Source organism: Streptomyces sp. NPDC048461, assembly GCF_055587105.1.
On the sequence record NZ_JBVJGW010000001.1, the window covers coordinates 611,554 to 634,020 of the forward strand.

Sequence of the window (22,467 nt, forward strand, 5' to 3'; positions counted from 1 at the left end):
CCGGACGGGTATGCGCGGATCACCCCGCAGAGGGGTCTTTCCCGGTACGACTACTCACCGGCCAGAGGGAGCCGACACGCCGTCCCTCACTCCCGGGAGGGAGAAACCCCAGAGGGACAAACCTCAGCGGAAGGGCCCCTGAAGCACACCCCGGCCGCAGCCGTGGTCCCCGCCGCGATCTCCGCGTTCGACGGCCCCCGCCCGAGGTGCAGCAGCGTCTCGCGCTCCCGCGCCGTCAGCACCTTCAGCGTCTCCAGCCGGTCCGGCGACGGCGCCGGACGCACCGTCGCCGCCGTGCGCCCGTCACCGGCCGGACTCGGCCCGTACGCTCGCCAGCGCGTCCAACCGGTTGGTGGTGATCGCGTCGACCCCCGCCGCCACGAGCGCCTTCATCGTGCGCCTGGTGTCCGCGGTCCAGGCGGAGACGAGCAAACCGTCCCGGTGGAGGGCGTGCACCAGTTCCCGGCTCACCAGACCGAACCGGTAGTTGAGCCAGCGCGGCGCCACGGCGTCGATCAGCACGCGCCGCGGCGGCGACAGGGTGGTCCAGGTCAGCGCGATCTCCGCGCCCGGATCGGCGGCGCGGACCGCCAGCATGCTGCGGGGCCCCGCGCAGTAGTACGTCCGGTCCCGCGCCCCGCACGCGCGTACCAGGTCCACGACGGTGCGTACCGCCTCCGGGGAGGCGCCGGGCAGGTCGATCATCACCCGGCCCGCGCCCGCCGCCATCAGCGCCTCGCGCAGGGTGGGGACCCCGCCCTCCGAGAGCTCCGCGAGCTGCGGGGCCGTGACGGCGTCGAGCCGCACGTCGTGGCCCCACAGTCGCCGGAGCGTCTCGTCGTGGAGCAGGACCGGCACCCCGTCGCGGGTCAGCCGTACGTCGACCTCGACCGCGTCCGCCCCGCGGGCGAAGGCGGAGCGGATCGACGGAAGGGTGTTCTCACGGACACGGTAGGGATCGCCGCGGTGGCCGACGGCAGTCAGGGTGCGCATGGCCCCATTCTCAACGGGACTTCAGCGCGCGAGCCAGCCGTCCGTGTACGTGTCGATCTCCGCGGCGAGCTTCGCCTTGCCCGCCGGGTCCAGGAACGAGGCCTCGACGGCGTTCTTCGCGAGCTGCGCGAGACCGCGCTCGTCGAGGTCGAGGAGGCGGGCGGCCACCGCGTACTCGTTGTTGAGGTCGGAGCCGAACATGGGCGGGTCGTCGCTGTTGATCGTGACGAGCACGCCCGCCGCGACCATTTCCTTGACCGGGTGGAGGTCGAGGTCGGTCACCGCGCGGGTGGCGATGTTCGAGGTCGGGCAGACCTCCAGCGCGATCCGGTGCTCGGCGAGGTAGGCGAGGAGCTCGGGGTCCTGGGCGGCGCTGGTGCCGTGGCCGATGCGCTCCGCGCCCAGCTCACGGATGGCGTCCCACACGGTCTCCGGGCCGGTGGTCTCGCCGGCGTGCGGGACGCTGTGCAGGCCGGCGGCGCGCGCCCGGTCGAAGTACGGCTTGAACTGCGGGCGCGGGACGCCGATCTCGGGGCCGCCGAGGCCGAAGGAGACCAGGCCCTCGGGGCGCAGGTCGACGGCGAGGCGCGCGGTCTCGGCGGCGGCCTCCAGGCCGGCCTCGCCGGGGATGTCGAAGCACCAGCGCAGGATGACGCCGAGCTCGGCCTCGGCCGCCCTGCGCGCGTCCTCGATGGCCTCCATGAAGGCCTTCTCGTCGATGCCGCGACGGGTGGAAGAGTACGGGGTGATGGTCAGCTCGGCGTAGCGGATGTTCTGCCGGGCCATGTCACGGGCGACCTCGAAGGTCAGGGTCCGTACGTCGTCGGGGGTGCGGACCAGGTCGACGACCGACAGGTACACCTCGATGAAGTGCCCGAAGTCGGTGAACGTGAAGTAGTCGGCGAGGGCCTCGGGGTCGGTGGGGACCTTCGAGTCGGGGTGCCGGGACGCGAGCTCCGCCACGATGCGCGGGGATGCCGAGCCGACGTGGTGGACGTGGAGTTCCGCCTTGGGCAGCCCCGCGATGAAGGGGTGCAGGTCGGTCATGAGGGTGCCTCCGGTGGGACGCGGGCGCGGGCAAGTTCGGCGTTCATCGTAGGCAGCCCGGTGACTGTCGGTGGCAGCGCCTAGCATGGATGTACGAGAGGGGGGTGCCGAATGACCGGGAACAGCCAGGAGCCGACGGACCCGTGGGCGCCGCCCGAGCGGCCTGCGGTGGAGCTGGGCAAGACGCAGGGCCCGCCCGCGGGACCGGCCGGCGCGGGGGGCGCGCCGGGAGGGTCGGGGCCGCCGTCCGTCCACGAGCACCCGACGCTCGCCGGGATGCCGGGCGGCGCACCGCCCACGGCCGACACCGTGATATCCGGGCCCGACGCGTACGGACGGCCCGCCTCCGGGCAGCCCGCGTACGGCTACCCCGCGCAGCCCGGCCAGGGGACGTACGGGTACGGCCACCCCGCCGCGCCGCCCGCCGCGCCGGGCTACGGGTACCCGGGGGACGCGGGGTACCCCGGTCCCGCGTTCCACTCCGGGCCGGCCGGATACCCGCCGTACGGGCAGCGGCCGAGCAACGGCTTCGGCATCGCCGCCCTGGTCCTCGGCATCGCCGCCGTCGCCCTCGGGCTGTTCGGGTGCTTCCTGGCCTTCGTGGGACTGCCGCTCGGCATCGCCGCCGTGGTCTTCGGCGTCCTGGGCCGCGGCAAGGCCACCCGGGGCGAGGCGGACAACGGCGGGATGGCGCTGGCCGGCATCGTCACCGGCGCGGTCGGCATCGTGGTGGCCGTCCTGGTCACGGTGCTGTTCTTCGGGGTCCTCGCCGGGATACCCGACGGCGACCACGACGGACCGTACGGGGACTTCCCCGTCTCCGAGAAGGTCTGACCGGCGGGGCGGGGGCGCCCCCGAGGGGGCGCCCCCGCCGTCGGACCGTCCCGGAGCGGGCGCCGGACGAACCTCAGACGAGCCACGGCCAGTCGGCGTCCCGGCCGCCCTCGATCAGGGACACCATGCGGAACGCCGCGTCGGTGAGGCCGCCGAAGGCGTACCGGTGGGCCGAACCGGAGGGCGCGTGGCCCACCCGGTAGCCCGCCAGGTTCCAGGTGTACACCGGGACGTCGGCCGGCACCTCGGCCGACGGGTCCCCGCCGTACCGGTAGGAGGCGGCCTGCTCGTCGGTGACGATCAGGACCCGGTCGTGTCCCCGGAAGTGCTCCTTCACGGCCTGCGCCGTGTTGGTGCCGCCGAGGTCGCCGAACCGCTCCAGCACCTTCAGCACGGACTCGCCCCGGTCGTACGCGACGACCCGGCTGGACGTGCCGAACTGCACCAGGTCCGCGTCCGCGGCGCGCAGTGCCAGCGCCGCTCCGAACACGGCCGCCGCGTCGGCCCGGTTGAGCCGGGAGCGCTCCGACAGCGGGGACCACATCGAGCCCGAGCGGTCGACGAGCACCAGCGTCCGGCCGGGCAGGGCCGGGACGTTGGCCAGCGAGTGGCCGAGCGCCCGCTCCAGCGGATACGCCCAGCGCAGCGAGGGGGCGTGCTGGTAGGCGGCCAGGTAGCGGAAGGGGAACTGCCGGGAGCGGGCGACGGCCTCCGGCGCGCAGATCCGCTCCGCGACACCGGCGGCCACCGCGTCCGAGACCCCGGCCTGGTCGAAGTTCCGCAGGTTCCGCAGCAGGGCCATCGGGCCCATGGACGGGATGACCGCCTCCCAGGCGGCCGCGTCCATCGGCCCCTGCAGCCAGCCGGCCAGGGCCTCCCAGGTCATGCCCGCCGCCGCGAGGTGCTCCGCGCCGCCGGGACCGGTGACCACGGCGCGCCGCTCGTCGACCGGCAGCTCCATCAGCTCCCGGTGGGCGACGAGCGTGCGGCTGTCCTCGGGCACCCGCGCGCTCTCCGGGTGGTGGCGCCGGTCGAGGGCGTGCCGGAACAGCTCGCCCTGCCACGGCTTGTCCGGGTCGGGCGAGGCGTGCACCAGGTTCAGGACGTCGCCGAAGCGGTAGCCCCGGGAGGCGGTGTCGTACTTCAGGAGCGAGGTGGGGGAGTAGAGCCGGCGGACGGCGTCGGCGATGCCGCGCTTGACGGGCTTGGGCACGTTCCTGCCGTACGCCGACGTCCAGTAGGCCAGCAGCTCGCCAGGCTCGTCCGCACGCCGCAGGACGGAGTCGACGACCCGGCGGTTCGACGGCCCGCCGGTGGCGCCCGCGTCGAGCCGCGCGCGGACGTACTCCGCGGCGCCGACGAGCGAGGCGGTCCGCATGTTCGCGTCCCCGCGGAGCCAGCCCAGCAGGCCCGCGGTCCACTCGGGGTCCTCGACCGCCAGCCGGCGCACGAGCGCGGCGAAGCGGTCGTCGCGCTCCTCGCCGCCCTCGTAGAAGGTCTTCTGGGCCACGAAGTTGGCGACCGCGAGCAGGAACAGCTCGGAGCGCGGATCGCGTTCGTGGCCGCGGGCGCCCTCGTGGGTGCGGGCGCGGCGGCCGGTCGAGCGGACGGGCGAGGTGGGCGCGGCGGCCGCGGCGGAAGCCGCCTTGGACGGGCGCAGGTTGAAACGAGCCATGTGAATCCCCCCGAATTCGTCAGAGAAGTACCGGGGGAGGCGCGACGTGGGGATGCCCGAGATCAGGGGTCGGAGACGGCGTAGTCAATTGCTCTGCCGACTGAGCTACCGGCCGTGGCCGGGCGGGACTCGAACCCGCGACCGATCGATCCGAAGGAGCCGTCGCCTGCGCACCGGGCATCCCCCCGCGCGGCCTCCCGAGATCAAAGGGGCGGCGGCCTGTTTTCTTGGAAGGAAGGAGCCGCAGCCCGCGCACCGGGAGGTGCGTGAGAAAGGTGTCCAGAGATCGAGTGCGGCGAAACCACGTGGTGCTCTACCGACTGAGCTACACCGGCCCGAAGCCGGTGACGGGACTCGAACCCGCGGCCGCCCCATTAACAGTGGAAGTAGGTCTCGCCTGCGCACCTGGACGAGCATCACGGTAGGCGCCGGGCCCGGGCGTCCGCCAGGCAATTAACGCGGCCGGGCCTCGGGACGCCGCTCGCGGACCATCGCGACGCACCCGTCCCGGACGATCACCGCGCCTCGACCCGGCGGCGTCCGCTCACGCGGCGCTCCGCCGCAGCCGCTCCCGCGCCTCCATCAGCGCGAATCCCAGCAGGTTCAGCCCGCGCCAGCGGGCCGGGTCCACGGCGCGCGCGTCGTCGGCCGCCAGCCCGATGCCCCAGATCCGGTCCATCGGGCTCGCCTCCACCAGCACGCGGTTCCCGGTGGACAGCAGGTACGAGCGCAGCGCCGGATCGGCGCCGAACTTGTGCACGCTGCCCTCCACCACGAGGGCGAACCGCTCCCGCTTCCACATCTCGTCGTCGAAGCCCCGCACGAGCCGGCCGGCCTTCTTCGCCTCGGCCGGGGTCTTCGCCGCGAGGGCGCTGCGCTCGGCCTCCGCGTCCTCGAACAGCCGGGCCTTCCCGGCCATCATCCAGTGCTCCGCCGTGGCATACCGGACGTCACCCACAGTGAACTCGGAGGGCCACCACTGGCTCAGGCAGCTGGGTCCGAGCGTCCCGTCCGGGCGCGGCCGGTGCCCCCAGAACGGCAGGAACTTCACCCGTTCACCGCTGCTGACCTGCTTGATCAGTTCGTCGATCGTCTCCATGCACGCGAGTGTGACAGTCGCCACTGACACTTCGTACGGGATTTCGGGCGTGCCTCGACACATGGTCGACCGATTCCGTCGCGTAATCAAAAGGCAACAACGGAATCACTTGGCCGAGGGCACCACCTCTGTCAGGATCGGCACTCAATTCGAGCTGTAGCTCGAACTGTAGCTACGGAGAGCGTGAGAGCGTGATGGGCAACCGCTTCCAGGTCAAGGACCGCTTCGCAGACGGCGCGCAGTACATCGACGGACAGCTCAGGTCCGGTACCTCGGGCCGGTCACACACCGTGGTCGACCCGGCCACCGGCCACGAGGTCCTCACCTACGAACTCGCGAGCACGGCGGACGTCGACGCGGCCGTCGCCGCCGCCAAGAGGGCCTTCCCGGCCTGGTCCGGCGCGACCCCCGGCGAGCGCTCGGACGCGCTGCACCGGCTGGCCGCCGTACTGGCCGAGCAGGCGGAGGACTTCGCGTACGCCGAGTCCCTGCAGTGCGGCAAGCCGATCAAGCTGTCGACCGAGTTCGACGTGCCGGGGACCATCGACAACACCGCCTTCTTCGCCGGCGCGGCGCGCCACCTCCAGGGCCAGGCGGCCGCCGAGTACTCCGGCGACCACACCTCCTACGTACGCCGCGAGGCCATCGGGGTGGTCGGCTCCATCGCGCCCTGGAACTATCCGCTCCAGATGGCCGCCTGGAAGATCCTCCCGGCCATCGCCGCGGGCAACACCATCGTCCTCAAGCCCGCCGAGCTGACCCCGCTGACCTCGCTGATGTTCGCGCAGGCCGCCAAGGACGCGGGCCTGCCCGACGGAGTGGTCAACATCGTCACCGGCGCCGGACGCGAGGCCGGCGAGCACCTGGTCGGCCACCCGGACGTGGTCATGACCTCCTTCACCGGCTCCACCGCCGTGGGCAAGCGGGTCGCGGAGATCGCCACCGCCACCGTCAAGCGGCTCCACCTGGAGCTCGGCGGCAAGGCCCCCTTCCTCGTCTTCGACGACGCCGACGTGGAGGCCGCCGCGCACGGCGCGGTCGCCGCCTCCCTGATCAACACGGGCCAGGACTGCACGGCCGCCACCCGCGCCTACGTCCAGCGCCCCCTCCACGACGCCTTCGTCGCCCGCGTCGCCGAGCTGATGGAGACCGTCCGCCTCGGCGACCCCTTCGCGGCCACCACCGACATCGGTCCGCTCGTCTCGCACGCCCAGCGCGACCGCGTCGCCGGCTTCGTCGAGCGCGCCCGGTCCTACGCCACCGTCGTCACCGGCGGCGAGGTCCCGGGCGGCGAGCTCGCCGAGGGCGCGTACTACCGGCCCACCCTCATTGCCGGCGCGGCCCAGGACAGCGAGGTCGTCCAGTCCGAGATCTTCGGCCCGGTCCTCGTCGTCCTGCCCTTCGACACCGACGACGAGGGCATCGCGCTGGCCAACGACACCCCGTACGGACTCGCCGCCTCCGCCTGGAGCCGCGACGTCTACCGGGCGAACCGGGCCACCCGCGAGATCAAGGCGGGCTGCGTCTGGGTCAACGACCACATTCCGATCATCAGCGAGATGCCCCACGGCGGCTACAAGGCGAGCGGCTTCGGAAAGGACATGAGCGCCTACTCCTTCGAGGAGTACACGCAGGTCAAGCACGTGATGTACGACAACACCGCGGTCGCCGCGAAGGACTGGCACCGCACGATCTTCGGGGACCGATAGAAGCCAGCCGCCGGACCAGCGGCGACGTACCCATCCCGAAAGGGCAACGCGCATGGAGCAGTTCGAGCCCGACCGCCTCTCGGCGGCGCAACTCGCCGCGATGCGGCGCAGCCTTGACCGTGGCCGCGGGGCCCTCACCCGCCGCTCGCTGCTGCGCGCGTCCGGAGTCGGAGCGCTCACCCTCGGGGGGCTGTCCGCCCTCGCGGGCTGCGGCATCCCGCCCGCCAAGCGGGAGGGGGCCGCGGCGGCGGCGTCCGACGACCGCTCGGACCAGGAGAAGGAGATCAGCTTCTCCAACTGGACCGAGTACATGGACACCAGTGACGACGAGAAGTCCCGTCCCACCCTGGAGGAGTTCACCAAGCGGACCGGGATCAAGGTCAAGTACACCGAGGACATCAACGACAACGTCGAGTTCTTCGGGAAGGTCCGCCCGCAGCTCGCGGCCGGCCAGGACACCGGCCGCGACCTGATCGTCGTCACCGACTGGCTCGCGGCCCGCATCATCCGCCTCGGCTGGGCGCAGAAGCTGGACGCCTCCCGCCTCCCGCACGCCTTCGCCAACCTCTCCCCGCAGTTCCGCAGCCCCGACTGGGACCCGGGGCGCACGTACAGCTATCCCTGGACCGGCATCTCCACCGTCATCGCCTACAACTCCAAGGCCACCGGCGGCAGGACGGTCGACTCCGTCACCCAGCTCCTCGACGACCCCACCCTCAAGGGCCGGGTCGGCTTCCTCACCGAGATGCGCGACAGCGTCGGCATGACCCTCCTCGACCAGGGCAAGGACCCGGCGAACTTCACCACCGCCGACTTCGACGGGGCCGTCGGCCGGCTCCAGAAGGGCGTGGACAAGAACCAGATCCGCCGCTTCACGGGCAACGACTACACGGCCGACCTCGACAAGGGCGACCTCGCCGCCTGCCTCGCCTGGGCGGGCGACGTCATCCAGCTCCAGGCCGGCAACCCGGACATCAAGTACGCGATCCCGGCCGCCGGCTACATCACCTCCAGCGACAACCTGCTGGTCCCCGCGAAGTCCGGCCACAAGGCCAACGCGGAGAAGCTCATCGACTACTACTACGAGCTCCCCGTCGCCGCGCAGCTGGCGGCCTACATCAGCTACGTCTGCCCGGTCGAGGGCGTCAAGGACGAGCTGGCCAAGATCGACCCCGAGCTCGCGGACAACACCCTGATCGTCCCGGACAAGGCCATGACCGCCAAGTCCCACGCCTTCCGCTCCCTCACCAGCGAGGAAGAGACGGCGTACGAAGAGAAGTTCGCCAAGCTCATCGGCGCCTAGGGGGTGTCGTCACATTCGTTCCTGCCGTGTGGCGTACGAAACGACTTCGACGACACCCCCCAGCTCCCGCGCCGAGAGCGCGCGCCGGGCGCTTCCCGCGCCCGGCGCCGACGGCGAGCCCCGGAGGACCGGGGCGCCGCCCACCGGACGAGTCCGGCGGACGGCGCATCCCGGCCGGCTCCGCCGAGCCCCCGACATCTTCCGCACCCAACCCCGGGACCCATCCATGACTGACAAGACCGCGGGCGGCGACGTCCGCCTCGCCGGGATCAGCAAGCACTACGGATCCTTCACCGCCGTGCACCCGCTGGACCTGACCATCCCCCAGGGCTCCTTCTTCGCCCTGCTCGGCGCCTCGGGCTGCGGGAAGACCACCACCCTGCGCATGATCGCCGGCCTGGAGGAGCCCTCCACCGGCACGGTCCACCTCGGCGACCGCGAGGTCACCGACCTGCCGCCGTACAAGCGCCCGGTCAACACGGTCTTCCAGAGCTACGCGCTCTTCCCGCACCTGAACATCTACGAGAACGTCGCGTTCGGGCTGCGCCGCCGCGGCATCAAGTCGGTCAAGAAGCAGGTCGACGACATGCTGGAGCTGGTCCAGCTCGGCCAGTTCGCCCAGCGCAAGCCGCACCAGCTCTCCGGCGGCCAGCAGCAGCGCGTCGCCGTGGCCCGCGCCCTGATCAACCACCCCCAGGTGCTCCTCCTCGACGAGCCGCTGGGCGCCCTCGACCTCAAGCTGCGCCGCCAGATGCAGCTGGAGCTCAAGCGCATCCAGACCGAGGTCGGCATCACCTTCGTGCACGTCACGCACGACCAGGAGGAGGCCATGACCATGGCCGACACGGTCGCCGTGATGAACGGCGGCCGCGTCGAGCAGCTGGGCGCCCCCGCCGAGCTGTACGAGAACCCCAGCACCACCTTCGTCGCGAACTTCCTCGGCACCTCCAACCTCATCGAGGCCTCGGTGGAGTCCGCCGGCTCCGAGGTCGTGGTCTCCGCCTCGGGCGCCACGCTCCGGCTGCCCGCGGCCCGATGTTCGACCACGCCCTCCGCGGGCGGCAAGCTGCTCGTCGGGGTGCGCCCGGAGAAGATCACCCTGGTCCACGCGGACGAGGAGCACACCATCGCGGCCGGCCGGAACAAGGTGCCCGGCCGCATAGCCGCCTCCTCCTTCATCGGCGTCTCCACCCAGTACGTCATCGACAGCCGCGTCTGCCCCGAGCTGGAGGTGTACGCGCAGAACGTCGAGCGGGACGCCCGCCTGGTCCCGGGCGCCGAGGTGATCCTGCACTGGAACCCGGAGCACACCTTCGGCCTCGACGCCGCCCAGGCCATCGACGCGGGCATCGAGACGGTGGAGGAGGGCGCGTGACCGCCACCGCGGCGCCGCCCCAGGCGCCCGCCGAAGCCGAGCCGCCGGTCCACAAGGCGTCGCTGCGCAAGCGGCTGATCCCGTACTGGCTGCTGCTCCCCGGCATCCTGTGGCTGCTCGTGTTCTTCGTCCTGCCGATGGTCTACCAGGCCTCCACCTCGGTGCAGACCGGCTCCCTCGAAGAGGGCTTCCGGGTCACCTGGCACTTCCAGACCTACTGGGACGCCTTCACCGAGTACTACCCCCAGTTCCTGCGCTCCCTGCTCTACGCGGGCACCGCGACCGTGCTGTGCCTGATGCTCGGGTACCCGCTGGCCTACCTGATCGCCTTCAAGGCGGGCCGCTGGCGCAACCTGCTGCTGGTGCTGGTCATCGCCCCGTTCTTCACCAGCTTCCTGATCCGCACCCTGGCCTGGAAGACGATCCTCGCCGACGGCGGCCCGGTGGTCGGCGTCCTCAACGACATCGGCTTCCTCGACGTCACCAGCTGGCTCGGCATGACCCAGGGCGACCGGGTGCTGGCCACGCCGCTCGCGGTGGTCTGCGGTCTGACGTACAACTTCCTGCCGTTCATGATCCTGCCGCTGTACTCCTCGCTGGAGCGCATCGACACCCGCCTCCACGAGGCGGCCGGCGACCTGTACGCCCGCCCCGCCACGGTCTTCCGGAAGGTCACCTTCCCGCTCTCCATGCCGGGCGTGGTCTCCGGGACCCTGCTGACGTTCATCCCGGCGAGCGGCGACTACGTCAACGCCGAGCTCCTCGGGTCCACGGACACCCGGATGATCGGCAACGTCATCCAGTCGCAGTACCTGCGGATCCTCGACTACCCGACGGCGGCCGCGCTGTCCTTCATCCTCATGGCCATCGTGCTCATCGTGGTCACCGTCTACATCCGCCGAGCGGGAACGGAGGACCTGGTCTGATGCGCACACCCCTCACGTGGCTCCGGCGCAATCTGGTCGTCATCGCGGGCCTCGCCACGCTCGCCTACATGATCCTGCCGAACGTCGTCGTCACCGTCTTCTCCTTCAACAACCCCACCGGACGGTTCAACTACGCCTGGCAGGAGTTCTCCCTCGACGCCTGGAAGGACCCCTGCGGGGTCGCCGACCTGTGCGGTTCGCTCTCGCTGTCCCTGCAGATCGCCCTGTGGTCCACGCTGGCCGCCACCGCGCTCGGTACCGCCATAGCCTTCGCGATGGTCCGCTACCGGTTCCGGGGGCGCGGCGCGGTGAACTCGCTGATCTTCCTGCCCATGGCCATGCCCGAGATCGTGATGGCGGCCTCGCTGCTCGCGCTCTTCCTGAACATGGGCATCCAGCTGGGCTTCTGGACGATCCTCATCGCCCACATCATGTTCTGCCTCAGCTTCGTCGTCGCCGCCGTCAAGGCGCGCGTCCTGTCGATGGACCCCCGGCTGGAGGAGGCCGCCCGCGACCTCTACGCGGGGCCGGTGCAGACCTTCGTACGGGTCACCCTGCCGATCGCCGCCCCCGGCATCGCGGCGGGAGCGCTGCTCTCCTTCGCGCTCTCGTTCGACGACTTCATCATCACCAACTTCAACTCGGGCAACACCGTCACCTTCCCCATGTTCGTGTGGGGATCGGCCCAGCGCGGTACGCCTGTGCAGATCAACGTCATCGGCACGGCGATGTTCGTCATCGCGGTGCTGGTGGTCCTCGCCGGCCAGATGGTCGGCAACCGCCGCAAGAAGGCACAGCCCAAGTAAGTCACCCGTAGGGAGTTGGAAGACATGGCCCCAGACGCCATGCGCACCGCTGCACGATCCCTTTCCGAAGCACGGCCGGTCTCGTACTGGCTGGACGACCCCGGCAAGCCCGCCCCCCGGCCCGCCCTCACCGGCGACGAGCACTGCGACCTGCTCGTCGTCGGCGGCGGCTACAGCGGGCTGTGGACCGCGCTGCTCGCCAAGGAGCGCGACCCCGCCCGGGACGTCGTCCTGATCGAGGGCAACGAGGTGGGCTGGGCCGCCTCGGGCCGCAACGGCGGCTTCTGCGCGGCCTCCCTCACCCACGGCCTGGCCAACGGCCTGGCCCGCTGGCCCGGCGAGCTGGCGAAGCTGGAGGAGCTGGGCGCCCGCAACCTCGACGCGATCGAGGAGGCCGTCGCCCGCTACGGCATCGACTGCGACTTCGAGCGCAGCGGCGAGATCGACGTGGCCACCGAACCGCACCAGGTCGAGGAGCTGCGCGAGCTGCACGGGGAGGCGGAGCGCCTCGGCCTCGCCGGGAGCTCCGTATGGCTGGATCGCGACGCCCTGCGCGCCGAGGTCGACTCGCCGACCTTCCTCGGCGGCGTCTGGGACCGAGACGGCGTCGCCATGCTGAACCCGGCGAAGCTGGCGTGGGGCCTCAAGCAGGCCTGCCTCGACCTCGGGGTGCGGATCCACGAGCACACCCGCGGCCTGGACCTGGCCGCGTCCGGGGCCGGGATGGCCGTGCGCACCCCGTACGGGCGGGTCTTCGCGCGCCGGGTCGCGCTGGGCACGAACATCTTCCCCTCGCTGGTCAAGCGCATCCGGCCGCTCACCGTCCCGGTGTACGACTACGCCCTGATGACCGAACCGCTGACCGAGGCCCAGCTCGACTCGGTCGGCTGGAAGAACCGCCAGGGACTGGGGGACAGCGCCAACCAGTTCCACTACTTCCGGATCACCCCCGAGCGCCGCATCCTGTGGGGCGGCTACGACGCGATCTACCCCTACGGCGGCCGGCTCGACGCGGAGCGCGACCACCGCCCGGAGACCTACCTCAAGCTCGCGGAGCACTTCTTCACCTGCTTCCCGCAGCTGAAAGGGGTCAAATTCAGCCATGCGTGGGGCGGGGCGATCGACACCTGCTCGCGCTTCTCCGCCTTCTTCGGCACCGCGCACGCGGGGAAGGTCGCGTACGCCGCCGGATTCACCGGGCTCGGCGTCGGGGCCACCCGCTTCGGCGCCGACGTGATGCTCGACCTGCTGGCGGGGGAGCGGACCGAGCGCACGGAGCTGGAGATGGTCCGCTCCAAGCCGATGCCGTTCCCGCCCGAGCCCCTCGCGTGGACCGGCATCAGCCTCACCAAGTGGTCCCTGGCCCGCGCCGACGGCAACGGCGGCCACCGGAACCTGTGGCTCAAGGCGCTGGACCGGGTCGGCCTCGGGTTCGACAGCTGATCCGCCCGCCCGGCGCTCGCCGTGTGACCTGATTCACTACCATGGAGTAACGAAACCCGCGTCATACCCGCGCCCGGCCCCGCTCTCTCCTGGTGAGAACCCTTCACCAGACGGAACGGAGGCCGGGCGATGACGATCCCGGGGGCCAAAACGGCAGTGGAATGGCTGGTATCGGCGGCGCCGGATCCCGGGCTCTGCCGGTGGGAGTGGGAGCGCAACCCCCTCGGGGCGGCCCTCCTGCCCGCCGGCCGGCGCTGGGACGTGCTGATCCTGCCCGCGGAGCTGGGGCAGTCCACCCTCGACGTGCTCGGGCTCCTCGTGGAGCGGCCCGGCCCGGTGCTCGCCGACTTCGGCGCCGCGCGGCGCGGCGGTTCGCCGATGCCGCGGCTGGGCTTCTTCGTGCCCCCGGGCACTGCGTCCCGCTGGATCGGCACCGGCGTACGGGGCGCCGGCCGCGGGACCTGGATCGTGGTCCCGTACCCGGGCCGGGCGGCCGGCGGGGTGCGCTGGCTGGTGCTCCCGGACGGGCTGGGCACCCTCACCGACCCGGCCGTGCTGGAGCTGGCGATGCACGAGGCCGCCGCGACCGTCGCGCACGGCGCCGGAGCGGGACCGGCGGGGACGGGACCGGCGGGCACGGGCGGTTCGGGGACGGGCCGTACGGGGACGGGCCGTACGGGGGCGGTGGGCCCCGCGGGCCCCACCGCGGCCGGGTCCGCCGGGTCTCCCGGGTCCGCCCGGGAGGCCTTCGCGGCCGCCGCCCGGGCCGCCGCCGAGGAGAAGGCGGGGCGCAAAAGGTGACGGGGGCATTGACAAGGGCATTGGTCTGGACCATCTTGGGCGCCGCTGACCCCCTCCATCCCCCCATGCCCCGGAGGCAGTTGTGCGCAGAGCCACGTCCCTCCTTACCGCCGCCGCCCTGGCGGTGGCCGGCTTCCTCGCCGCGGGCCCGCCGGCCGCGGCGGCCGACGCCGACCTCGTCCGCAACGGCGGCTTCGAGTCCGGCCTCGACGGCTGGAGCTGCTCCGCCGGCAGCGGAACCGCCGTCACCTCCCCCGTCCACGGCGGCAGTTCCGCCCTCAAGGCCACCCCGGCGGGCCAGGACCAGGCCCGCTGCGCCCAGACCGTCACCGTCAAGCCCGACTCCACGTACACGCTCGGCGCCTGGGTGCAGGGCGCGTACGTCTACCTCGGCGCGACCGGGACCGGTACCACCGACGTGTCCACCTGGACCCAGAGCGCGGGGGCGTGGAAGCAGCTGGCGACCACCTTCCGCACCGGTCCTTCGACGACCTCCGTCACGGTCTGGACCCACGGCTGGTACGGCCAGCCGGCCCACCTCACCGACGACGTCACGGTGGTCGGACCCGACCCCGGCGGCCCCGGCCCCGAAGAGCCCCGCCCCCCGGCCGCCCCCACCGGCCTGACGGCGTCCGCCACCTCCTCCGACGCGGTGTCCCTCTCCTGGGCCGCGGCCGCCGGAGCCACCTCGTACAAGGTCTACCGGGACGGCGCCGCCCCCCTGACCGTCACCGCGGCCTCCGCCGTGGTGACCGGCCTCGCCGCGTCCACCACCTACACCTTCCGGGTCGGCGCCGTGAACGCGGCCGGCGAGTCCGCGAAGAGCGCTCCCGTCTCCGCGACCACCACCGGCGGCGGCAACCCGGGCAACCCCGGGCTGCCCGCGCACGCCCTGGTCGGCTACCTGCACTCCAGCTTCGCCAACGGCTCCGGCTACGTCCGGATGGCCGACGTCCCCGCCTCCTGGGACGTCATCAACCTCGCCTTCGGCGAGCCGACGTCCGTGACCTCGGGTGACATCCGCTTCCAGCTCTGCCCGGTCGCCGAGTGCCCGAACGTCGAGTCGCCGGCCGAGTTCAAGGCGGCCATCAAGGCGAAGCAGGCCGCCGGCAAGAAGGTCCTCATCTCCATCGGCGGCCAGAACGGCCAGGTCCAGCTCGCCACCACCGCCGCCCGCGACGCCTTCGTCACCTCCGTCGGCAAGATCATCGACGAGTACGGGCTGAACGGCCTCGACATCGACTTCGAGGGCCACTCCCTCTCCCTGGCGACGGGGGACACCGACTTCCGCGCCCCGACCACCCCCGTCATCGTCAACCTGATCTCCGCCGTCAAGACCCTCAAGGCCCGGTACGGCCCGGACTTCGTCCTGACCATGGCCCCCGAGACCTTCTTCGTCCAGCTCGGCTACCAGTACTACGGCTCCGGTCCCTGGGGCGGACAGGACCCGCGCGCCGGCGCCTACCTCCCGGTCATCCACGCCCTGCGCGACGACCTGACCCTGCTGCACGTCCAGGACTACAACTCCGGCTCGATCATGGGCCTCGACAACCAGTACCACTCCATGGGCGGCGCGGACTTCCACATCGCCATGACCGACATGCTGCTCACCGGCTTCCCGGTCGCGGGCAACGCCGCCCGCGTCTTCCCCGCGCTGCGCCCGGAGCAGGTGGCCATCGGTCTCCCCGCGACGACCAACGCGGGCAACGGCCACACCTCGCCCGCCGAGGTGAACAAGGCGCTGGACTGCCTGACGCGGAAGGTGAACTGCGGCAGCTACCAGACCCACGGCACCTGGCCCGCCCTGCGCGGCCTGATGACCTGGTCGATCAACTGGGACCGCTTCGGCGGCTGGGAGTTCAGCCGCAACTTCGACGCGTACTTCGGCGGCTAGAGCGCCGCGTCCGGATCGGGCCGGGCGGCGCGGACCCCGTCCCCGCCGCCCGGTCCGGACGCCGCCGCGCGGCGCACCACCAGGAGCAGCGGGGTGCACAGCAGGAGGCTCGCCACGACGTCCAGCGGCCAGTGCCAGCCCCGCAGGATCAGCCCGGCGGCGGTCGCCCCGGTGAGCACCAGGGCCGCGACCGCCGGCCACGGGCGGCGGGTGTACGGGCGTACGAGCAGGGCGGCCCCGGCGTAGGCGACGAACGCGGTCGCGGTGTGGCCCGAGGGGTAGTACCCGGCGGCCCAGGGCTCCAGCGGGCCCGGGCGGCCGGTCCACGCCTTGAGCGGGACGACCAGGGCCGGTACGAGGGCCATCGCCAGGCCCGCCGCGAGGGCGGCGCGGCGCCGGCCGCGCCAGGCGGCGTACGCCATGGCCAGGGCGAGGACGGGAACGGCGACGGGGACGTTGCCGAGGTCCGAGAGGCGTTCGGTGACGGAGTCCGGGACCGTGCGCACCAGGACGCGGCTGAGTGCGCGGTCCGGCGCCAGCAGCGGTCCCGCGACCAGTACCTGCCAGGTGGCGAGGGCGAAGAGCAGGCCGCAGAACGCGGCGAGGAGGGTGGCCGGCCGTCCCGGAACAGGGGGGATGGTTCCGGGACGGCCGCCCGGACCGGGTTGCCGGACGCCCCGGGGGGTTTGGGGCGAACGGCCGTCCGATCGGTGAGGAGTGTGCGCGAACGCATGCCCAGTACGGCGCTGGGGAAGCCCGGTACTGGTGTCGCCCCCGGTTTCCCGGGAACGGGGTGTCTCACTCATCTGCAGAAACCGTACGGCAGAGAAAGGGGGGCCGACAGCAGGAACGCGTTCCCGCCATCGGCCCCCCACACCTTCTTCACAGCGTCCGACCGTTACCGGCGGTAGTGCTCGAGCGGAGCGTTCGACCGTTCGATCAGATGCCCGCGAACGCGGCCTCGATGATGTCCAGGCCCTCGTTCAGCAGGTCCTCGCCGATGACGATCGGCGGCAGGAAGCGGAGCACGTTGCCGTACGTGCCGCAGGTGAGGACGAGCACGCCCTCGGCGTGGCACGCCTTGGCCAGCGCGCCGGCCGCCTCCGGGAACGGGGTCTTGGAGACCGGGTCCTTGACGAGCTCGATCGCGATCATGGCGCCGCGGCCGCGGATGTCGCCGATGATGTCGTACTTCTCCTGCATGGCCGTCAGGCGGGTCTTCATGAGGGACTCGATCTTCTTCGCCGCGGCGTTGAGGTCGAGCTCCTTCATGGTCTCGATGGAACCGAGCGCACCGGCGCACGCCACCGGGTTGCCGCCGTACGTGCCGCCCAGGCCGCCGCCGTGGACGGAGTCCATCATCTCGGCGCGGCCGGTCACGGCGGCGAGCGGCAGGCCGCCCGCGATGCCCTTGGCGGTGGTGATCAGGTCGGGGACGATGCCCTCGTCCTCGCACGCGAACCACTGGCCGGTGCGGCAGAAGCCGGACTGGATCTCGTCGGCGACGAAGACGATGCCGTTGTCGTTGGCGAACTTCACCAGCGCCGGCAGGAAGCCCTTGGCCGGCTCGATGAAGCCGCCCTCGCCGAGGACCGGCTCGATGATGATCGCGGCGACGTTGTCGGCGCCGATCTGCTTGGAGATCTGGTCGATCGCCTGGGCGGCGGCCTCGGGGCCGCAGTTCTCGGCGCCGGTGGGCCAGCGGTAGCCGTAGGCGACCGGGACGCGGTAGACCTCGGGGGCGAACGGACCGAAGCCCTGCTTGTACGGCATGTTCTTCGACGTCAGGGCCATCGTCAGGTTCGTGCGGCCGTGGTAGCCGTGGTCGAAGACGACGACGGCCTGGCGCTTGGTGTACGAACGGGCGATCTTGACGGCGTTCTCGACGGCCTCGGCGCCGGAGTTGAACAGGGCCGACTTCTTGGCGTGGTCACCCGGAGTGAGCTCGGCGAGGGCCTCGCAGACCTCCACGTAGCCCTCGTACGGGGTGACCATGAAACAGGTGTGCGTGAAGTCCGCGAGCTGCGCGGAGGCACGGCGCACGACGGCCTCGGCGGAGGCGCCGACGGAGGTCACGGCGATGCCGGAGCCGAAGTCGATCAGGCGGTTGCCGTCGACGTCCTCGATGATGCCGCCACCCGCGCGGGCCGTGAAGACGGGGAGCACGGAGCCCACGCCGCCGGCGACCGTCGACAGACGGCGGGCCTGCAGCTCCTGCGACTTGGGGCCGGGGATCGCGGTGACGATGCGGCGCTCCTGCGGGACAGCGGTCATAGGGGGCTCCTGGGGGTGTTTTCGGACGCACGTGTGTCTTTGTCCGCAGGCTAGGCCCGGGGGGCGGGGGAAGGCATGCGCCGATCGGGAGTGGTGGGGGCGAGTCGTTGTCCGTGACGGCCATAGGAGTGGTCGGGGCCGGGCCGTTCGGATCACTGCGCGGTACGACCCCCGGGGGCGGGCGGGGCACTAGATTGAGCGCCGCAGCGCAGGGCACTGGCAGGGGGCAGGGGTTCATGGACACCGACGGCACGCACGACGCAGGCACCACCCACACGGGCCGCCTCCCCAGACCCGCCACCCCCCCGAAACCCCGCCACGCCCCCGCCCCCCCACCCCCCACCCCCGGCCCCACCCTCCCCGACTGGCTGCGCACCCCCCGGAGCTCCGACGGCCCCGGCGTGTGGGCGTACGGGCACGTGCCGCGCGCCGCCGAGGAGCCGGAGGTGACTCCGACCCGGCAGCTGGTCAGCGGTGCGCTGATCGCCCTCCTCGCGGGACTGCTGCTGTGGTCGCTGCTGTGGAACGGCTACCTCGGCGGGTTCTGGCTGTGGCCCCTGTACATGTTCACGCCCGACTCCTGGGCCGGCGGCAACGCTTCCGTCGTCGCCTCGTACGTCTGGTACGCCCTCGTCGCCGGGGCCCTCCTCTTCGGCTTCGGCCGCCTCGGCCGCTGGCCCGAACTGGGCCGCCGGATCTTCGGGAGCCGTGCCGCGCGGGCCGCCCGCCCGGCGCCGCCGGCCCGCGTCGAGGCAGGATCCGAGAACGACCCCGTGCGCTGGCCGCAGGTGCGGGAGGCCGGGCTCGGGGACGTGGCCGACCGGCTGGAGGGGGAGGTCGGGGCCGGGCGGATGAACGACGTGGACTACGCGCGGATCCGCCGCGCCTGGGACTCCGTGCGCGTCGATCCATCCCGGCTGCGGGCCTTCGCCGACGCCGTGCGCGACAAGGGCGCCGGCGCCTGCGTGCACCCCTCCGGGGCGCGGGACCTGCCCGTCCGGGCGGCCCGGCACGACCTGCTCGCCCGACAGGTGCTGCTCGGGACCGTCGAGGACGGCGTGCGCAACCCGTACGCGCGCCGCGGCACCGCCTTCGCCCTCGATCCCGACGTCCTCGGCACCTCCGTCCTCGCCGTCGGCCCCTCCGGCAGCGGGAAGACCGGCCGCCTGGTGCGGCCCGTCGTCGAGTCGCTCGCGCTCCAGGCGCTCGCCGGCCAGGCCGCCGTCGTCGCCGTCGGCGCGACCGGGGCGCAGCTCGGGCCCGACGCCGCGTACGACGTCGTCGTCCGCGTCGGCGACCCCGCCTCCGTCTACGACCTCGACCTCTACGGCGGCACCACCGACCCCGACGAGGCGGCCACCCTGCTGGCCGAGGCCTTCGTCGGCGACGTCCCCGGCATGGACGTGCGCCGCGCCGCCACCGCCCTGGCCCAGCTCCTCGGGCCGTTCCGCACCGTGCACGGCCGCTTCCCCGCCGTCCCGGAGCTTCGCGAGCTGCTCGACCAGGTGCCGGAGAGCGTCGACGCGCTGCGCCGCGGCCTGGAGGAGGCCGGCCGGGCGCCGATGCTCCGCGAACTCGACGCCCGCCGCCGCCAGCACGGGGCGCCCGGCGACCCCGGTCCGGCCCTCGCCGACCGGGTGGCCCTGCTGGACCGGCCCGCGTTCGCCGGCTTCTTCGACACCACCGGCACCGGACGGCCGTTCTCGCTGCGCGCCCTGGAGCACCCCATCCGCGTCCGCGTCGACCTGCCCGAGCGGGCCCACGCCGACGCCTCCCGGATGCTGGCCCGGCTGCTGCTCGCCCAGTTCAACGCGGCCGTGGCCGCCCGCACCGACCGCTCCCTCTTCGCGTTCCTCGCCTTCGACGACGCCTCGCACACCCTGACCCCGGAGACCGTGCGCGGCGTACAGCGGCTGCGTTCCGCCCACGCCGGGGTGCTGCTGCCGCTGCGGACGCTGGACGACGTACCGGAAGGGCTGCGCACCCCGCTGCTCGGCGCGGTCGGCTGCCGGATGGCCTTCTCCGGGGTCACCACCTGGGACGGCAAGCGCTTCGCCGAGGCCTGGGGCACGGAATGGGTGGAGGCGCGCGACGTCACCCACCGCACGGTCTTCGCAGACCAGCCCCTCACGCGCGCCCTGCACGCCTTCCGCAAGCTCGTCACCGGCAAGGCCGTCACCACGGACGCCGTGACCGTGCGCCAGGTGGAGCGGGAGCGCTGGTCGGCCTCCGACCTGGCGCACGCCGTACCGCCGGGGCACGCGGTGCTGTCGCTGACCTCCGTGCGCGGCGAGCGGGCGGCCCCGCTGCTGGTCCGGCTCGCGGACGGGACCTGAGGCGCCGGGCGGCGACCCCGGTCCCGTCCGGACCGTGCGGCGGCGAAACCGTACGGGGTGGCAGAATCGAGGGGAGCCGTTCGTACGACCCGGCGAAAACGGCATCGTCCGCCGGCTTCCGCCGCTCCCCGCGTCGGCTTCCCCCGCTCCCGCCGCCGGCTTCCGCCGTTCTCCGCCGCAGCCGTCCGTCGCCCCCTGCCACAGCCGTCCGCCGCCCCCTCCGCCAAGGACCCTGGTAACCGATGCCGCTCACCCTCGCCTCGCTCGTCCAGCACTCGGCGCTCAAGCTCAGCGTCCGGGCGGGGGAGGGGCGCCTCGACACCCCGGTGCGCTGGGCCCACGTCAGCGAGCTCGCCGACCCCGTCCCCTACATGGAGGGCGGGGAACTGCTCCTGATCACCGCGATGAAGCTGGACGCGGAGGACCCGCAGGAGATGGGCCGCTACGTACGCCGCCTCTCCGCGGCCGGGGTCGTCGGCATCGGCTTCGCCGTCGGCGTCAACTACGACGCCGTCCCCGAGGCGCTGGTCGAGGCCGCGGCGGCCGAGGACATGCCGCTGCTGGAGGTGCCCCGGCGGACCCCGTTCCTCGCCATCAGCAAGGCCGTCTCCGCCGCCCTCGCCGCCGACCAGTACCGGGCGGTGACCGCCGGCTTCGAGGCCCAGCGGGAGCTCACCCGCGCCGCGCTCTCCGCCGACGGGCCCGCCGAGCTGCTGGCGCGGCTGGCCGCGCACGTGCACGGCTGGGCCGCGCTGTACGACACCTCGGGCGCGGTGGTCGCCGCCGCACCCGACTGGGCGGCCCGCCGCGCCGCCCGGCTCACCCCCGACGTGGAACGGCTGCGCGAGCGCCCCGCACCGGCCAGCGCCGTCGTCGGCGGCTCCGAGGACCGGGTCGAGCTCCAGTCGCTCGGCACGGGCCGGCGGGCCCGGGGCGCCCTCGCCGTCGGCACCGGGGCCCCGCTCGGCACCGCCGAGCGGTACGCCGTCCACTCCGCCGTCGCGCTGCTCACCCTCACCACCGAGCGCTCGCGCTCCCTGCACGACGCCGAGTCCCGGCTCGGCGCCGCCGTACTGCGGATGCTGCTGGCCGGGGAGGCCGAGCACGCCCGGTCCGTGGCCGGAGACCTGTACGGGGCCCTGCTGGAGGCGCCGTTCCGGCTGATCGCGGCCGAGCCGGCGCTGCCCGGCACGGCCCAGCCGGAGGGGCTCGCGCTGCTGGCCGACGCGGTGGAGTCGGCGGCCGCCCGTACGGGGGAGGCGCTGCTGGTCGTGCCGGAGCCGGGCCGGCTGGTGGTCCTGGCCGCCGACGGGGGGTCGGCCGTACAGGCGTGCCTCGGGCACGCGGAGAACCTGGAGGCCCGGCGCGGCCGCGACGCCACCGGCCCGGAACCGGACGAGCTGGTGGTCGGCCTGTCCGCGCCGGCCGGGTCCGGCGGCGTCGCGGCGGCCCTCACCCAGGCCGACCAAGCCCTCGCCGTGGCCCGGCGGCGCGGCCGGCCGCTGGTGGAGCACGAGGAGATGGCGGCCGGCTCGGTCCTGCCGCTGCTCGCCGACGACGCCGTACGGGCCTTCGCGGACGGCACCCTGCGCGCCCTGCGGGAGCACGACGCGACCGGTCGCGGCGACCTGGTGGCCTCGCTGCAGGCCTGGCTCTCCCGGCACGGCCAGTGGGACGCGGCCGCCGCCGACCTCGGCGTGCACCGGCACACCCTGCGCTACCGGATGAAGCGGGTGGAGGAGATCCTCGGCCGGTCGCTGGACGATCCGGACGTGCGCATGGAGCTGTGGCTGGCCCTGAAGGCCACGTCCGCCCCGGCCGCCGCCCCCGGCCCGCCCCGGTAGGGGTCCGTTCGCGTCCCGGACAGTGACAAAGCGGCGAACCCGGGCGCCGCGGCGCTCCACCCCGGATAAACGCCGAATCCGCGGCGGGGTCCTACGGTGGTGGGGACA

At 73.0% G+C, this 22,467-nt stretch carries 17 protein-coding genes; 11 read left to right on the forward strand and 6 right to left on the reverse strand.

Translation table 11 applies throughout. From position 1 onward, the window contains the following. Nucleotides 1–303: 303 nt before the first annotated feature. The gene (locus ACZ6S8_RS02730) at nt 304–993 is read right to left on the reverse strand and encodes a glycerophosphodiester phosphodiesterase (RefSeq protein ID WP_469451734.1); all 690 of its coding nucleotides are present in this window, start codon (nt 991–993) and stop codon (nt 304–306) included. Nucleotides 994–1,014: 21 nt separating this feature from the next. Further along, nucleotides 1,015–2,040 carry an adenosine deaminase gene (locus tag ACZ6S8_RS02735; protein ID WP_469451736.1) on the reverse strand — a complete coding sequence of 342 codons (1,026 nt, stop codon included), beginning with the start codon at nt 2,038–2,040 and terminating at the stop codon, nt 1,015–1,017. 111 nt (nt 2,041–2,151) lie between these two features. Here ACZ6S8_RS02735 and ACZ6S8_RS02740 point away from each other — a divergent pair, with 111 nt between their 5' ends. Further along, nucleotides 2,152–2,874 (forward strand): DUF4190 domain-containing protein, encoded by a 723-nt coding sequence (locus ACZ6S8_RS02740; protein ID WP_469451738.1) that lies wholly within the window; start codon nt 2,152–2,154, stop codon nt 2,872–2,874. Nucleotides 2,875–2,947: 73 nt separating this feature from the next. Here ACZ6S8_RS02740 and ACZ6S8_RS02745 read toward each other — a convergent pair whose 3' ends face one another. Both ACZ6S8_RS02745 and ACZ6S8_RS02750 read right to left on the reverse strand, forming a co-directional pair. Continuing rightward, complete coding sequence (locus ACZ6S8_RS02745) at nt 2,948–4,549, reverse strand: TROVE domain-containing protein (RefSeq protein WP_469451740.1); 1,602 nt, start codon at nt 4,547–4,549, stop codon at nt 2,948–2,950. 544 nt (nt 4,550–5,093) lie between these two features. Continuing rightward, nucleotides 5,094–5,648, reverse strand: a complete 555-nt coding sequence (locus tag ACZ6S8_RS02750) for an NADAR family protein (RefSeq protein WP_469451742.1) — start codon at nt 5,646–5,648, stop codon at nt 5,094–5,096. A gap of 194 nt (nt 5,649–5,842) precedes the next feature. Between ACZ6S8_RS02750 and ACZ6S8_RS02755 the strand changes: the two genes are divergently transcribed. The 8 genes from ACZ6S8_RS02755 to ACZ6S8_RS02790 all read left to right on the forward strand — a co-directional run bounded on the left by ACZ6S8_RS02755 (nt 5,843) and on the right by ACZ6S8_RS02790 (nt 15,905). Beyond that, nucleotides 5,843–7,357 (forward strand): gamma-aminobutyraldehyde dehydrogenase, encoded by a 1,515-nt coding sequence (locus tag ACZ6S8_RS02755; protein ID WP_469451903.1) that lies wholly within the window; start codon nt 5,843–5,845, stop codon nt 7,355–7,357. Nucleotides 7,358–7,409: 52 nt separating this feature from the next. After that, the gene (locus ACZ6S8_RS02760) at nt 7,410–8,660 is read left to right on the forward strand and encodes a polyamine ABC transporter substrate-binding protein (protein ID WP_469451744.1); all 1,251 of its coding nucleotides are present in this window, start codon (nt 7,410–7,412) and stop codon (nt 8,658–8,660) included. Nucleotides 8,661–8,886: 226 nt separating this feature from the next. Further along, on the forward strand, nt 8,887–10,035 hold the full coding sequence (locus ACZ6S8_RS02765; RefSeq protein ID WP_469451746.1) for an ABC transporter ATP-binding protein: 1,149 nt from the start codon (nt 8,887–8,889) through the stop codon (nt 10,033–10,035). Beyond that, complete coding sequence (locus ACZ6S8_RS02770) at nt 10,032–10,961, forward strand: ABC transporter permease (RefSeq protein WP_469451748.1); 930 nt, start codon at nt 10,032–10,034, stop codon at nt 10,959–10,961. Before ACZ6S8_RS02765 ends, ACZ6S8_RS02770 begins: the two co-directional genes overlap by 4 nt. Next, nucleotides 10,961–11,767, forward strand: a complete 807-nt coding sequence (locus tag ACZ6S8_RS02775; protein ID WP_351270129.1) for an ABC transporter permease — start codon at nt 10,961–10,963, stop codon at nt 11,765–11,767. The genes ACZ6S8_RS02770 and ACZ6S8_RS02775 overlap by 1 nt, the downstream gene beginning before the upstream one ends. 24 nt (nt 11,768–11,791) lie before the next feature. Next, on the forward strand, nt 11,792–13,210 hold the full coding sequence (locus tag ACZ6S8_RS02780; protein WP_469451751.1) for an NAD(P)/FAD-dependent oxidoreductase: 1,419 nt from the start codon (nt 11,792–11,794) through the stop codon (nt 13,208–13,210). 129 nt (nt 13,211–13,339) lie between these two features. Next, entirely contained in the window at nt 13,340–14,011 is a 672-nt protein-coding gene (locus ACZ6S8_RS02785) for a hypothetical protein (protein ID WP_469451753.1), read from the forward strand. 124 nt (nt 14,012–14,135) lie between these two features. Next, nucleotides 14,136–15,905 carry a chitinase gene (locus tag ACZ6S8_RS02790; protein ID WP_469451905.1) on the forward strand — a complete coding sequence of 590 codons (1,770 nt, stop codon included), beginning with the start codon at nt 14,136–14,138 and terminating at the stop codon, nt 15,903–15,905. On the opposite strand, the gene ACZ6S8_RS02795 is transcribed toward ACZ6S8_RS02790, so the two are convergent. Further along, entirely contained in the window at nt 15,902–16,711 is an 810-nt protein-coding gene (locus ACZ6S8_RS02795; RefSeq protein ID WP_469451755.1) for a phosphatase PAP2 family protein, read from the reverse strand. The two genes, ACZ6S8_RS02790 and ACZ6S8_RS02795, sit on opposite strands and share 4 nt — an antisense overlap. 133 nt (nt 16,712–16,844) lie before the next feature. Next, nucleotides 16,845–18,179 (reverse strand): 4-aminobutyrate--2-oxoglutarate transaminase, encoded by a 1,335-nt coding sequence (gene gabT / locus ACZ6S8_RS02800; protein WP_267717535.1) that lies wholly within the window; start codon nt 18,177–18,179, stop codon nt 16,845–16,847. A gap of 236 nt (nt 18,180–18,415) precedes the next feature. Here gabT and ACZ6S8_RS02805 point away from each other — a divergent pair, with 236 nt between their 5' ends. Further along, nucleotides 18,416–20,515, forward strand: coding sequence for an ATP-binding protein (locus tag ACZ6S8_RS02805; protein ID WP_469451757.1), 2,100 nt, complete (start codon nt 18,416–18,418; stop codon nt 20,513–20,515). A gap of 242 nt (nt 20,516–20,757) precedes the next feature. Beyond that, on the forward strand, nt 20,758–22,359 hold the full coding sequence (locus tag ACZ6S8_RS02810; protein WP_469451759.1) for a PucR family transcriptional regulator: 1,602 nt from the start codon (nt 20,758–20,760) through the stop codon (nt 22,357–22,359). Nucleotides 22,360–22,467 lie beyond the last annotated feature (108 nt).

Coding starts and splice junctions, on each gene's coding strand:
- ACZ6S8_RS02730 (WP_469451734.1), bottom strand. CDS start 993: ATGCGCACCCTGACTGCCGTCGGCCACCGCGGCGATCCCTACCGTGTC.
- ACZ6S8_RS02735 (WP_469451736.1), bottom strand. CDS start 2,040: ATGACCGACCTGCACCCCTTCATCGCGGGGCTGCCCAAGGCGGAACTC.
- ACZ6S8_RS02740 (WP_469451738.1), top strand. CDS start 2,152: ATGACCGGGAACAGCCAGGAGCCGACGGACCCGTGGGCGCCGCCCGAG.
- ACZ6S8_RS02745 (WP_469451740.1), bottom strand. CDS start 4,549: ATGGCTCGTTTCAACCTGCGCCCGTCCAAGGCGGCTTCCGCCGCGGCC.
- ACZ6S8_RS02750 (WP_469451742.1), bottom strand. CDS start 5,648: ATGGAGACGATCGACGAACTGATCAAGCAGGTCAGCAGCGGTGAACGG.
- ACZ6S8_RS02755 (WP_469451903.1), top strand. CDS start 5,843: ATGGGCAACCGCTTCCAGGTCAAGGACCGCTTCGCAGACGGCGCGCAG.
- ACZ6S8_RS02760 (WP_469451744.1), top strand. CDS start 7,410: ATGGAGCAGTTCGAGCCCGACCGCCTCTCGGCGGCGCAACTCGCCGCG.
- ACZ6S8_RS02765 (WP_469451746.1), top strand. CDS start 8,887: ATGACTGACAAGACCGCGGGCGGCGACGTCCGCCTCGCCGGGATCAGC.
- ACZ6S8_RS02775 (WP_351270129.1), top strand. CDS start 10,961: ATGCGCACACCCCTCACGTGGCTCCGGCGCAATCTGGTCGTCATCGCG.
- ACZ6S8_RS02780 (WP_469451751.1), top strand. CDS start 11,792: ATGGCCCCAGACGCCATGCGCACCGCTGCACGATCCCTTTCCGAAGCA.
- ACZ6S8_RS02785 (WP_469451753.1), top strand. CDS start 13,340: ATGACGATCCCGGGGGCCAAAACGGCAGTGGAATGGCTGGTATCGGCG.
- ACZ6S8_RS02795 (WP_469451755.1), bottom strand. CDS start 16,711: ATGAGTGAGACACCCCGTTCCCGGGAAACCGGGGGCGACACCAGTACC.
- gabT (WP_267717535.1), bottom strand. CDS start 18,179: ATGACCGCTGTCCCGCAGGAGCGCCGCATCGTCACCGCGATCCCCGGC.
- ACZ6S8_RS02805 (WP_469451757.1), top strand. CDS start 18,416: ATGGACACCGACGGCACGCACGACGCAGGCACCACCCACACGGGCCGC.
- ACZ6S8_RS02810 (WP_469451759.1), top strand. CDS start 20,758: ATGCCGCTCACCCTCGCCTCGCTCGTCCAGCACTCGGCGCTCAAGCTC.